The 11,051-nt window shown below is 71.8% G+C and carries 13 protein-coding genes and 1 tRNA gene; 9 read left to right on the top strand and 5 right to left on the bottom strand.

Translation table 11 applies throughout. The annotated features are described in order from the left end of the window. Positions 1-250 precede the first annotated feature (250 nt). Together RBJ65_RS19845 and RBJ65_RS19840 are read left to right on the top strand one after the other, a co-directional pair. Entirely contained in the window at positions 251-1,306 is a 1,056-nt protein-coding gene (locus RBJ65_RS19845; RefSeq protein ID WP_306317540.1) for an acyl-CoA desaturase, read from the top strand. 151 nt (positions 1,307-1,457) lie between these two features. Further along, positions 1,458-1,640, top strand: coding sequence for a hypothetical protein (locus RBJ65_RS19840; RefSeq protein ID WP_306317539.1), 183 nt, complete (start codon positions 1,458-1,460; stop codon positions 1,638-1,640). Between the two features lie 60 nt (positions 1,641-1,700). On the opposite strand, the gene RBJ65_RS19835 is transcribed toward RBJ65_RS19840, so the two are convergent. The 3 genes from RBJ65_RS19835 to RBJ65_RS19825 all read right to left on the bottom strand — a co-directional run bounded on the left by RBJ65_RS19835 (position 1,701) and on the right by RBJ65_RS19825 (position 3,751). Continuing rightward, positions 1,701-2,540 carry a hypothetical protein gene (locus tag RBJ65_RS19835; protein WP_306317538.1) on the bottom strand — a complete coding sequence of 280 codons (840 nt, stop codon included), beginning with the start codon at positions 2,538-2,540 and terminating at the stop codon, positions 1,701-1,703. A gap of 177 nt (positions 2,541-2,717) precedes the next feature. Next, a complete protein-coding gene (locus tag RBJ65_RS19830; protein ID WP_306317537.1) occupies positions 2,718-3,020 on the bottom strand; it encodes a hypothetical protein in 303 nt (100 codons plus the stop codon). A 131-nt stretch (positions 3,021-3,151) separates the two neighbouring features. Continuing rightward, positions 3,152-3,751: a class I SAM-dependent methyltransferase gene (locus tag RBJ65_RS19825; RefSeq protein WP_306317536.1), complete on the bottom strand. Its 600-nt coding sequence runs from the start codon at positions 3,749-3,751 to the stop codon at positions 3,152-3,154. A 241-nt stretch (positions 3,752-3,992) separates the two neighbouring features. Here RBJ65_RS19825 and RBJ65_RS19820 point away from each other — a divergent pair, with 241 nt between their 5' ends. From RBJ65_RS19820 to RBJ65_RS19800, 5 genes are read left to right on the top strand one after another with little or no spacing between them, the layout of a single operon-like run. Next, the gene (locus tag RBJ65_RS19820) at positions 3,993-4,766 is read left to right on the top strand and encodes an MHYT domain-containing protein (RefSeq protein ID WP_306317535.1); all 774 of its coding nucleotides are present in this window, start codon (positions 3,993-3,995) and stop codon (positions 4,764-4,766) included. Positions 4,767-4,794: 28 nt separating this feature from the next. After that, positions 4,795-7,323 carry a nitrate- and nitrite sensing domain-containing protein gene (locus RBJ65_RS19815; protein WP_306317534.1) on the top strand — a complete coding sequence of 843 codons (2,529 nt, stop codon included), beginning with the start codon at positions 4,795-4,797 and terminating at the stop codon, positions 7,321-7,323. Next, positions 7,320-7,790 carry a roadblock/LC7 domain-containing protein gene (locus RBJ65_RS19810; protein WP_306317533.1) on the top strand — a complete coding sequence of 157 codons (471 nt, stop codon included), beginning with the start codon at positions 7,320-7,322 and terminating at the stop codon, positions 7,788-7,790. The genes RBJ65_RS19815 and RBJ65_RS19810 overlap by 4 nt, the downstream gene beginning before the upstream one ends. Before the next feature lie 17 nt (positions 7,791-7,807). Then, positions 7,808-8,203 (top strand): DUF742 domain-containing protein, encoded by a 396-nt coding sequence (locus tag RBJ65_RS19805; RefSeq protein WP_306317532.1) that lies wholly within the window; start codon positions 7,808-7,810, stop codon positions 8,201-8,203. Further along, positions 8,184-8,810, top strand: coding sequence for an ATP/GTP-binding protein (locus RBJ65_RS19800; protein WP_306317531.1), 627 nt, complete (start codon positions 8,184-8,186; stop codon positions 8,808-8,810). The genes RBJ65_RS19805 and RBJ65_RS19800 overlap by 20 nt, the downstream gene beginning before the upstream one ends. A gap of 107 nt (positions 8,811-8,917) precedes the next feature. Here RBJ65_RS19800 and RBJ65_RS19795 read toward each other — a convergent pair whose 3' ends face one another. Further along, the gene (locus RBJ65_RS19795) at positions 8,918-9,346 is read right to left on the bottom strand and encodes a PPOX class F420-dependent oxidoreductase (RefSeq protein ID WP_306317530.1); all 429 of its coding nucleotides are present in this window, start codon (positions 9,344-9,346) and stop codon (positions 8,918-8,920) included. A gap of 120 nt (positions 9,347-9,466) precedes the next feature. Here RBJ65_RS19795 and RBJ65_RS19790 point away from each other — a divergent pair, with 120 nt between their 5' ends. After that, positions 9,467-9,883, top strand: coding sequence for a roadblock/LC7 domain-containing protein (locus RBJ65_RS19790; RefSeq protein WP_306317529.1), 417 nt, complete (start codon positions 9,467-9,469; stop codon positions 9,881-9,883). Between the two features lie 143 nt (positions 9,884-10,026). Beyond that, positions 10,027-10,905, top strand: a complete 879-nt coding sequence (locus RBJ65_RS19785) for a DUF6397 family protein (RefSeq protein WP_306317528.1) — start codon at positions 10,027-10,029, stop codon at positions 10,903-10,905. Between the two features lie 16 nt (positions 10,906-10,921). On the opposite strand, the gene RBJ65_RS19780 is transcribed toward RBJ65_RS19785, so the two are convergent. Further along, positions 10,922-11,014 (bottom strand) — tRNA-Arg (locus tag RBJ65_RS19780). Between the last annotated feature and the right edge of the window lie 37 nt (positions 11,015-11,051).

The raw sequence follows: 11,051 nt of genomic DNA, 5'->3' as shown, positions 1-11,051 counted from the left end.
TTGACTACTCACCCTGGAGGCGCCGAGGGTACACCCCCGAAACCGCCGGACGCGCATCCATATGTCGTGATCTGAATCACTCGCCCCCTAAGGGTGGGGCTTACCCCCCGTCCCAGGTGGGGTGAACCCAGGCGGCACTCGGGTGGTGGCGCCATGGTCCATCAAGGTCCGTGATCCATAGGTTCATTGAGGTCGGGCCGACGCGTAGCCCGCCGCATCGACCTCACCCATCACAGACCGGAGAACCGTCATGTCCTCGGCCGTCACAGCGATGCCGGAACCCGCCACCAGGCCGGTCTCCTCCGAAGCGGGCAGCGAGTTCACACCGCTGTTGCGCGCCGTCAAGGGACAGGGGCTCCTGGAGCGGCGCACCGGCTGGTACGTGCGCACCATCGTGGTCAACGCCCTCTGCCTCGGCGCCGTCGTCACCGGCATGGCCCTCATGGGCGGATCGTGGTGGGTGCTCGCCCTCGCGCCCCTCCTCGCCGTGCTGTGCGCGCGCACCGCCTTCATCGGGCACGACGCGGGCCACGCCCAGATCACCGGCAACCGCTCGACGAGCCGGCTGATCGGCCTGGTCCACGGCAACCTGCTGCTCGGCATGAGCTACGCCTGGTGGAACGACAAGCACAACCGGCACCACGCCAACCCGAACCACATCGAGAAGGACCCCGACGTCGCCGCCGACGTCCTCGTCTTCACCAGCAAGCAGGCCGCCACGCGCGCGGGGTTCCGCGGCTGGCTCACCCGCCACCAGGCCTGGCTCTTCTTCCCGCTCACCCTGCTCGAGGGCCTCGCCCTGAAGGTCTACGGATTCCAGGACCTGCGCCGCCAGAGCGGCCGCGAACGCCTCGTGGAAGGCGCACTCCTGGTCGCGCACGTCGCCGGTTACGTCACGCTGCTCCTCACCACCATGCCGCTCGGCCACGCGCTCGTCTTCGCCGCGCTCCACCAGGCCCTGTTCGGGCTGCACTTGGGCATGGCCTTCGCGCCCAACCACAAGGGCATGGAGATGCCCGACCCGGACGGCGACAAGTGGGGCCACCTGCGACGCCAGGTCCTCACCTCGCGCAACATCAAGGGCGCCGCCCTGACCGACTGGTTCCTCGGCGGCCTCAACTACCAGATCGAGCACCACCTGTTCCCGAGCATGCCCCGACCCCATCTGCGCCTCGCCCAGCCCATGGTGAAGGCGCACTGCCGCGAACTCGGCATCCCCTTCGTGGAGACCGGGCTCGTAGACTCCTACCGCCAGGCGCTGCGCCACATGTATGAAGTGGGAGAGCCGCTGCGGGCCGACATCTGAGGCCGCCCGAGCCGTGCGCGGGGGCACGGAATCAGGGATGTATCAGGGTCGCCCGCCGGAACCGCGGGCGACACGGGCCCGTTCTTCACAGTAGAGGACGGGCTCGATCCACTCAGGCGCGGGCGAGCCGCCCCCTAAGGAGGCCACACACATGTCGAAGAACGCGAAGGTCGCCGCCGGAGGCGTGGCGGTCGGCATCATCCTGCTGATCTGGCTGCCCTGGTGGGCGGCCCTGCTCATCGTGCTGGGCGCGCCCACCGCGGCGTACCTGATGCTCGACCCCTCCCAGCGGCGCAGGCTGCGCCGCGTCTCGCGCAAGGAACTGAGGCGCTGAGGGGCCGCCATGACGGGCGGGGCCCCATGGGATGCGAACGTCCCGTGCGGCCCCGGCGGTTCACGTAGGGCGTACGGCCATCTTGTCGAGCGCTTCGAGCAGGCCCGGCAGCTCCCGGCCGCGGCCGACCGGCAGCACCTCGCCCGGCTCCTCGTCGAGCAGGACGAACGCGATGTCGTCGGTCCGCGCCACCATGGACCAGCCCGGCCCGTCGGCGCGCAGCGTCCGGGAGTCACCGGAGGCGAACGCGGAGCGCACACGGCCCAGGGGCGGCGGCGCGTCCACGTAGCCGCGCACCTCCGTGAGGACCCGGCGGATGCCCGCGTGCGAACCGGTCGGCCCCGCCTCCGCGTCGTCGCCCTCCTGAGGCGCCTCGGCGTCCGACTCCGTGGCGAACTGGGAGTCGTCGAGCTGCTCCCGCCACACGGCCCACTGAAGCGCTATCTCGTCCGCCCCGAGGCGGCGCTGGGCCGGGCCCCACGTCTCCGTGTCGGGCGGCGTCAGCGGTGCCTGGTCGTCGTACTCGGGGTCGGGCTCGGGATCGTGCGGCTCGGGGACGCCCGGCGCGGACACGGCGAGCGCGAGCGGCCAGCCGGGCAGCGCGGCGACCATGCTGTTCTCGTCGGGCGAGAGGTCGTACTCCATGCCGCAGTCCCACGACGCGATGGCGACGGCGACCAGCGACACGTCGTCGACCACGACGGTCCAGCGCGCGCCCTGCGCGTCCTGCCCGAGCACCAGGCCGTACCCCTCGGCCAGCGGCGCGAGCCCCAGGGCCGCGCAGGCCTCCGGGTAGTCGTCACCGAGCACGCTCGGGAACTTCGCGGGGGTCAGCAACACCGCCGTCAGCACGTACAGCGCGTCGTCCCCCTCGACCGCCGCTTCGTCCGTTCCGGTCATGCCGGCCTCCCCTGAACTTCGTTCCACCGGCGAGACCTTAGCCAGTGCCCGCTGGCGGCGTACAGGGGGGTCTGTAGACGATGACCAGGAAAATCAGCGGCAGTTGAGCTTCTGTAGTCCTGGCGTGAACGGCATGTCGACATCCCGTGTGCGCGGTGTGTGCCTCGCGCTCGTGTGTCAGCCGACGGGGAGCCCGAGGAGGGTGCGCGCGACGGTCCTGGGCGGCTCGTCGCGCTCCCGCGCGAGGGCGATGACCGCCCTGCAGGCCAGCTCGTTGACCCCGAAGACCAGCGCGCTCGGCTCGACCCAGCCCGCCGCCTCGTCGGCGCGCTCCTGGTCGTCCTCGACGCACGCCACTACGTAGGAGGCCGCCGCGTCGAAGAGATTGTGTGCACGCCCACTCTTGCCCGGCGCTCCGCTCTGGCGTCGCGCGACCTGCTCGCGCCACGTCTTCCACGCCTTGCGGACTCGGTCGATCATGGCCGCCACCGTCCCCCTGCCTATAACTGCTCACGCATGTCGTGGAGTTACAGGCATGGTGGCAGAGCCGGGCGGGGAGCGGGTCCCGCGCGTGGAGGCAGACCGGCGGCACGGCTCTCGGTCCTCCCGTCTCAGTCCTCCCGCTCCGCCAGCGCCAAGAACCGCTCGTCCTCGTCGACGTACGACGTCAGGCGCCAGCCGGAACCGGCGAGCAGCGGGCGGAGGTTGGGCTCGGCGCGCAGGTCGTCAGGGGTGAGGGAGCGGCCGTGGCGGGCGGCGAGGGCGGCGCGGCCGATGGGGTGGAACAGGGCGAGCAGGCCGCCGGGGCGCACCACGCGCGCCAACTCGCTCAGATTCCGCGACGGTTGCGGCAGATGCGAGACGAGCCCCGCGCCGAACACCGCGTCCAGCGCGCCCGCGCGCAGCGGCAGCCGGCCCACGTCCGCCAGCAGCAACTGCCCTTCGGCGTCTCTGCCCGCCCGCACCGCCTGCGCCAGCATCGCCGGTGTCAGATCGGCGCCCAGGACCACGCCGGAGGGGCCCACGGCCGCACGCAGCGGCGGCAGCGCCCGGCCCGTGCCGCATCCGGCGTCGAGCACGCGGTCACCGGGGCGCAGCCCCAACGCGTCGACCGCGGCCGCGTAGACGGGCCCGTCGTCGGGGAAACGGGTGTCCCAAGTGGCGGCCCTGGCCGTGAAGAACTCCTGCACACGCGTGGCGTCATCGCTCATGTGCTCCATGATTGCGCAGCGCACTGACAGCGGCGCGCAGGCCGGCGCCGTGACACGTGTGGGGGACGGGGAGGGGGAGAAGGATCGAAAGGTCCCGTTCTTCGCCGAGGACATCGCATGCACGTGCGGTGCACACGTTCGACTCTCCCGCGATCGTTCCCCACCGCATCTCTGTCGTATTCCAAAACCTTTCGAACTGCGCCCCTGGTGCGCGCCCTCACCGGCATACGGTCCCTGACCCATGGGACACCTGGACCACGCCGCCTTCGGCTGGCTTACCCCCGTGCTGTCGTACGCGATGGCCTGCATCGGCGCGGCACTCGGGCTGCGCTGCACCGTGCGTGCCCTGAACGCCACGGGGAACACCAGGCGCAACTGGCTGCTCACCGCGGCCTCCGCCATCGGCACCGGCATCTGGACCATGCACTTCGTGGCGATGCTCGGCTTCGGCGTCACCGGCACCGAGATCCGCTACAACGTTCCGCTGACCCTGCTCAGCCTGGTCGTCGCGGTGGTCGTCGTCGGCGTCGGTGTCTTCGCGGTCGGCCACCACGGCGAGCGCGGGCGTGCCCTGGTCCTGGGCGGCCTCACCACGGGGATCGGCGTGGCCAGCATGCACTACCTCGGGATGGCGGCGCTGCGCCTGCACGGTGCGGTCGGTTACGACCCGCTGCTGGTCGCCCTCTCCGTGGTGATCGCCGTCGTCGCGGCCACCGCCGCGCTGTGGGCTGCCCTCAACATCAAGTCGCCCGCCGCCGTCGCGGTCGCGTCCCTCGTCATGGGCGGCGCCGTGAGCAGCATGCACTACACCGGGATGCTGGCCGTGACCGTGCGCGTGACCCCGTCCACGGCGCAGCTCCCGGGGGCCACGACGATGCAGTTCATCTTCCCGCTGGCCGTGGGACTCGGCTCCTACCTGTTCCTGACCTCGGCGTTCGTCGCCCTGTCCCCGAGCGCGGACGAGAAGGAGGCAGCCAGGTCCGCCCGGCAACCGCTGGAGCACCTCACCCCCTGATCCTGATCCGACCCTGATCGAGGAGGCCATGACCCCGCCTCGTAGAACTCCCAACCCCCGTCCCGCACCCCCGCATTCGGCCCCGGCACGCGGACGGCGTGCGCACGCGGGGCCGCCCGCCGACGAGGACATCGACGAGGACATCACCGTGGACCCGGAGCCCCGCAGACCGCCACCCGCGCGCGTGGCGACCAGGAAGCTGCGCCCGCGCACGGTCCGGGCGAAGGTCATCTGCCTCCTCATGGTGCCCGTCGTCTCGCTGCTCGCCCTGTGGGGCTACGCCACCGTGAGCACGGCCCAGGACATCGCGCGGCTACGGCAGTCGCAGCGGGTCGACGCCTCGGTACGCGAACCCGTCGCCGCGGCGGTGGCCGCCCTCCAGGCCGAACGCACCGCCGCCGTCTCCTGCGCCACCGAGCCCACCGCCGCCCGGAGCGCGGACCTCAAGAGGCGCGCCGCGAGCACCGACCGCGCCGTCGCCGCCCTGCGCATCGGCGGGAACGGCACCGTCGCCGACGGGGCGGACCTCCCGCGCGCCGTGAGCGGCCGACTCGGCTCGTTCGTGGCCGGTGTCGAGCGTCTACGTAGTGTGCGCGAGGCCGTACAGGAGCGGAGGACCGGCTGGGACGACGCCTACGGGCAGTACACGCGGACACTCGACAGCGCCTTCGCGGTCAGCGGCTCCCTCACCGGCGTCCAGGACTCCGAACTCGGCTCGGACGCGCGCGTACTTCTCGAATTCGGCCGCTCCACCGAGATGCTCAGCCGCGAGAACGCCGTGCTCGCGGGCGCCCGCCTGGCCGAGTCCCTGGACGGCGAGCGGCTGCGGCTGTTCACGGGGGCGGTGGAGACGCGCAGGAACCTGCTCGACACGGCCGCGACCGATCTGCGCGGCCCCGAACGAGCCGCCTGGAAGCGCCTCGTGGCAGGCCGCGCCTACGGAGACGTTCGCGCCGTCGAGGACCGCACGCTCATCGCGGAGCCGGGCGAGAAGGCCCTCGGCGCGGCGTCCAGCGACACCTGGGACACGGCGTACGCGAGCGTGCGGGAACGACTGCGCGCCATCGAGACGGATGCCGCGCGCGGCGCCGCGGAACGCGCCGACCCCCTCACCCGCGGACTGCTCACCCCGGCGGGAGCGGCCGTCGTGTTCGGGCTCACCGCGGTGACGGCCTCGCTGGTGATCTCCGTACGCATCGGCCGCGGCCTCGTCGTCGAACTGGTCGGCCTGCGCAACACCGCCCTGGAGATCGCCCACCGCAAACTGCCGCACACCATGAGCAAGTTGCGGGCCGGCGAGGAGATCGATGTGGCGGCCGAAGCGCCCCAGGGGCCACCCGCCGAGGACGAGACGGGGCAGGTCTCCGAAGCGCTCGGCACCGTGCACCGCGCGGCCCTGCACGCCGCCGTGGAGCGCGCCGAACTCGCCAGCGGCATCTCCGGGGTCTTCGTCAACCTGGCCCGCCGCAGCCAGGTCCTCGTGCACCGCCAACTCGGCCTCCTGGACAACATGGAGCGCCGCGCCGACGACCCGAGCGAACTCGGCGACCTGTTCCGGCTCGACCACCTCACCACCCGGATGCGCCGCCACGCGGAGAGCCTGATCATCCTCTCCGGCGCCGCGCCGGGCCGCGCCTGGCGGATGCCCGTCCCGCTGACGAACGTCGTACGGGCAGCGGTCTCAGAGATCGAGGACTACGCGCGCGTGGAGGTGCGTCACCTCTCCGCCGCCCAGGTGACGGGCGCCGCCGTCGCCGACCTCACCCACCTCGTGGCCGAACTCGTCGAGAACGCAGCCCAGTTCTCGCCCCCGCACACCAAGGTGCGCATCAGCGGGGAACCCGTCGGCAACGGGTACGCGATCGAGATCGAGGACCGCGGACTCGGCATGGGCAAGGAGACCCTCGCCGAGGCGAACCGGCGCATCGGGCACTCGGAGGCGCTCGACCTGTTCGACAGCGACCGGCTCGGCCTCTTCGTGGTCAGCAGGCTCGCCAAACGCCAAGACATCAAGGTGCACCTGCGTACATCCCCGTACGGGGGCACCACCGCCGTCGTCCTCCTGCCCACGCCCTTGCTGCACAAGGACGGCGAGGTCGGGCCGAGCGCCCACGACGCACCCCGACAGTCCCAGGAAGAGCGCCGCTACGCGCGTGTGCCCGAGCCCGAAGCGGCGCCGATGAACGACATCCCACACGTCCCCGCCCCGACTCCCCGCCCGGCGCTCGCCCCCTCGGCGGAGCCCCAGAAGCCCCAGCACCCGCCGGGCGTCACCGCACTGCGCCTGCGCACTGCGCCGAACCCCGAGCCCACCGGACACGGCGAGAACGACGCGGCCCCGCCCCCCGACGGCCTGCCGCGCCGCGTCCGCCAGGCCAACCTCGCACCCCAACTGCGCCAGCGCCCCGCCGAATCGACATCCCCCGCGCGCGTGCCCGCACCGGACGAGCGCACCCCCGAACAGGTCCGGACCCGGATGACCTCCTTCCGGGACGGCTGGGCCAGAGGCGGCGGCCGACCGCCCGGCCACGACACCGACGAAGGAGACTCCGCATGATCAAGGAACCGAGCACCACGGGGGCCGGGACGGCCACGGCCCAGGCCCAGGCCCAGGCCCATGGTTCCGGCGAACTCGACTGGCTCCTCGACGACTTGGTGCTGCGAGTGCCCCAACTGCGGCATGCCGTGATCCTGTCCAACGACGGCCTCGCCGTCGGCGCCTCCAGCGACCTCCTCAGGGAGGACGCCGAACATCTCTCCGCCGTCGCCTCCGGCTTCAACAGCCTCGCCAAGGGCACAGGGCGGCACTTCGGCACCGGTGCGGTGCGTCAGACGATGGTCGAAATGGATGAAGGTTTTCTCTTCGTGGCGGCCGCGGGCGACGGCTCCTGCCTCGCCGTCCTGAGCACCGTGACCGCCGACATCGGGCTCGTCGCCTACGAAATGGCGCGGCTGGTCAGGAGGGTCGGCGAGCACCTCTACACGGCCCCGAGAGCCGCCGGGCAGCCGCCCAGCGCGGGCTGACGGGCGCGGTCGGCGACATGAACGACAACGACCCCGGCAGCCAGTGGTTCGACCAAGAGGCAGGGCCCCTGGTCCGCCCGTACGCGATGACCGGCGGACGGACCGCGCCGGGGCCACAGGGAGCGCGCTTCGACCTGATCGCCCTCGTGTCGCTCGACAGCGCGGCGCCCGGCGCCCACGACGACACCGCCCTCGGACCCGAACACCGGTCGATCATCGAGCTGTGCCGCACGGAGACCCAGACGGTCGCCGAACTCGCCGCGGGGGCCGATGTGCCGGTGGGGGTGGTCCGGGTGCTCCTCGGCGACCTGCTCGAACTGGGCTGCGTCAAGGTCAGCAGGCCGGTGCCGCCCGCACAGCTACCCGACGAGAAGATCCTGAGGGAGGTCATCGATGGGCTCAGAGCACTCTGACACCACGGCGGACCCTGGCAGCGCGGGTGTCGGGGCCGACGCCGATCTGGCCCTGAAGATACTGGTCGCCGGCGGATTCGGCGTCGGCAAGACCACCCTGGTCGGCGCCGTCAGCGAGATCAGGCCGCTGCGCACCGAGGAACGCCTGAGTGAACGGGGCCAGTACGTGGACGACATCGCGGCGGTCGAGCGCAAGACCACCACGACCGTCGCCATGGACTTCGGCCGCATCACCATCAGGGCGGGCCTGTCGCTCTACCTGTTCGGCACACCGGGCCAGGACCGGTTCTGGTTCCTGTGGGACGAACTCACCCAGGGCTCCCTCGGCGCCGTCGTCCTCGCGGACACCAGACGGCTGGAGGACTGCTTCCCCGCCGTGGACTACTTCGAGCACCGGCACATCCCGTTCGTCGTGGCGGTGAACTGCTTCGCGGGGAGCAGGGCGTTCGGTGCACAAGAGGTGGCGCGGGCCCTCGACCTCGACCACGGCACCCCCGTGGTGCTGTGCGACGCGCGTGACCGCGACTCGGGGAAGGAGGTGCTGATCAGGCTGGTCGAGTACGCCGGGCGGATGCACTCCGCCCGGCTGCTCGACTCGGTGCGCTGAGGCACGAGGCGGCCGGTGCGACCGAGGTGGTCGGTGCACCCGAGGCGGCCGGTGTCCCCGAGGCGGCGGGTGCGCCCGAGGTGGCCGGTGTGCCTGCGGCGGCGGGCTCAGTCGGCGACGTCGCCGAGCGCCACGACCTTCTCGACCCGTACCCGGACGACGAGTTCCCCCGGCACGCCGTTGCGCCGGCCGAACTCCTCGGCGCGGTCCGCGCCCATGTACCGGGCGCCGATCCGGGTGGCCGAATCCAGCAACTCCTCGGGGTCCTCGCTCAGTTCGGCGCGGCCCTGGATCGACACGAACGAGAACGGCGGCCGCTCGTCGTCGACGCAGAGCGCCACCCGTCCGTCCCGGGCCAGATTGCGGCCTTTCACCGTGTCCTTGCCGGTGTTGAACAGGATGTCGTCGCCGTCGACGACGAACCAGACGGGCGCGACGTGCGGGCTTCCGTCGGCCCGCACCGTCGACAACTTGCCGGTGTGAGTGCCCTCGGAGACGAAGGCCTTCCATTGTTCATCGGTCATCTTGTGTGCCATGTCCCCATCCTCCTTGCCCGGACGCCGACCGTGGGGAAGGCTTGCGAGTCAGATCCTCCGGGCAGGGGAGCGAATCCCCTCCGGGGCGGGGAGCCACAGGGAAGCGGGGAACAGGGGACCATGGGGCACCAGTACGAAGGACTCGGTTGGCTGTTGGACGACCTGACACAGCGCGTCGAACACGTCCGGCACGCGCTGGTCCTGTCCAACGACGGCCTGGTGACCGGGGCGAGCACGGGCCTGCGGCGCGAGGACGCCGAGCACCTCGCCGCGGTCTCGTCGGGACTGCACAGCCTCGCCAAGGGATCCGGCCGGCACTTCGGCGCCGGTGGAGTGCGCCAGACGATGATCGAGTTCGATGACGCGGTGCTGTTCGTCACCGCGGCGGGCGACGGCAGTTGCCTGTGCGTGCTCAGCGCCGCCGAGGCCGACATCGGTCAGGTCGCGTACGAGATGACGCTGCTGGTGCACCGGGTCGGCGAACATCTCACCGTCGGCGTACGAAATCCGGAGCGGGCCCCGATAGCGGACCTCTGACCTGCGGCGATCTCGGGCCCGGAGAAGTTATCCACAGGCTCGCACGGGGATCGGCGATCCGGGCTACGGTTCTCTCAAGCGGTCACGGAGAGTGACTGCGCCTGATTTGCAGACGGGGGAGAACCATCGTGCAAGGCGACATCATGACCAGGCCCCAGAGCAGCGCGGCGCGCGAACTGGGGCTGAAACGCGGCGAGTTCGACCTCGCCGTCCGACTGGGCCGGATCCGTACCGTCGCGGTGCCCGGCGGCGGCCGACGCCGCGTCCCGCGCGAGGAGATCGAGCGGATCCAGGAGGCCGAGGGATTCCCTGACACCCTGCGCGAGCAGGTCAGGGTCGTGGGCACGGCGGAAGGCGCCGAGCTCATGGACATCCCGGCGACCCGCTTCACCCGCCTCGCGCGCGCCGGAATGCTGACGCCCGCGAAGTTCTACGTCAACCGGTATCGCGCCGTTGTGTGGCTGTATCTCGCCCAGGAACTACGGGAGTTCGCGGCGGCCGAGGTCAACGTGCCGCTCCTGACGGGCCGGACGCCGGACAAGCTGCGCGCCCGGCTGCAAGCGGGCGGGGACCTGCGGCCGAAGAACTGGCGGGCCAGGCACTCCGGGTATCTGCTCGGACAGGCCGTCGGCCCCTGGGAGCGGGCGGCCGCCCTGGCGACGCTCCTCGATCCGACGCAGCTCGCCGAGCTCCTCGAGAGCCCCTACGAGCGCGCCCACCTGCACCGGCTGCGGCCCGAGGAATTCTGGTACGGGGCGCCGGAGTCGCCCAGCGCCGCGGTCGTCCGGGACATCATGACCGCCGACGACCCGGACGAGATCAGCTGGCTGCGCGGAAGCCTGCTGCTCAACCTGGCGCAGGCCCGCCGCTCGTGCCCGGCCCCGCGCCTCGCCGCGGACGCGGTGCCCGTGGCGGTGACCCCGGTGGCCGCGCCGCAAGCCGTGACTTCGGAGCACGTACGGCTGCCGCCGCGGGCCCGGCCGCGGAGCCTGTGGGACCGCCTCGTCGGCAGAGGGGCCTGAGCCGAGGCGCACAGCGTGGCGGAGAGAGCAGGATTCGAACCTGCGTGGGGCAGAGCCCCTGACCGGAGGCGAACTCCGATCCCCATTGGGCCGCTATGGGTATCTCTCCAGTTACCCCCGGAGGGGGCGACGAACAACAGCTTGGC

Source organism: Streptomyces sp. KL109B (assembly GCF_030766935.1).
In the GTDB taxonomy this organism is placed as follows: Bacteria; Actinomycetota; Actinomycetes; order Streptomycetales; family Streptomycetaceae; genus Streptomyces.
The sequence above is the reverse complement of the archived record's forward strand: the minus strand, read 5'-3'. Positions and strand labels throughout refer to the sequence as shown.

Bases quoted from the DNA above. Each gene is read 5' to 3' on its own strand.
- RBJ65_RS19830 (WP_306317537.1), bottom strand. From the start codon at position 3,020: ATGATCGACCGAGTCCGCAAGGCGTGGAAGACGTGGCGCGAGCAGGTC.
- RBJ65_RS19810 (WP_306317533.1), top strand. From the start codon at position 7,320: ATGATCAAGGAACCGAGCACCACGGGGGCCGGGACGGCCACGGCCCAG.
- RBJ65_RS19785 (WP_306317528.1), top strand. From the start codon at position 10,027: ATGACCAGGCCCCAGAGCAGCGCGGCGCGCGAACTGGGGCTGAAACGC.
- RBJ65_RS19840 (WP_306317539.1), top strand. From the start codon at position 1,458: ATGTCGAAGAACGCGAAGGTCGCCGCCGGAGGCGTGGCGGTCGGCATC.
- RBJ65_RS19825 (WP_306317536.1), bottom strand. From the start codon at position 3,751: ATGAGCGATGACGCCACGCGTGTGCAGGAGTTCTTCACGGCCAGGGCC.
- RBJ65_RS19820 (WP_306317535.1), top strand. From the start codon at position 3,993: ATGGGACACCTGGACCACGCCGCCTTCGGCTGGCTTACCCCCGTGCTG.
- RBJ65_RS19815 (WP_306317534.1), top strand. From the start codon at position 4,795: ATGACCCCGCCTCGTAGAACTCCCAACCCCCGTCCCGCACCCCCGCAT.
- RBJ65_RS19795 (WP_306317530.1), bottom strand. From the start codon at position 9,346: ATGGCACACAAGATGACCGATGAACAATGGAAGGCCTTCGTCTCCGAG.
- RBJ65_RS19835 (WP_306317538.1), bottom strand. From the start codon at position 2,540: ATGACCGGAACGGACGAAGCGGCGGTCGAGGGGGACGACGCGCTGTAC.
- RBJ65_RS19800 (WP_306317531.1), top strand. From the start codon at position 8,184: ATGGGCTCAGAGCACTCTGACACCACGGCGGACCCTGGCAGCGCGGGT.
- RBJ65_RS19790 (WP_306317529.1), top strand. From the start codon at position 9,467: ATGGGGCACCAGTACGAAGGACTCGGTTGGCTGTTGGACGACCTGACA.
- RBJ65_RS19845 (WP_306317540.1), top strand. From the start codon at position 251: ATGTCCTCGGCCGTCACAGCGATGCCGGAACCCGCCACCAGGCCGGTC.
- RBJ65_RS19805 (WP_306317532.1), top strand. From the start codon at position 7,808: ATGAACGACAACGACCCCGGCAGCCAGTGGTTCGACCAAGAGGCAGGG.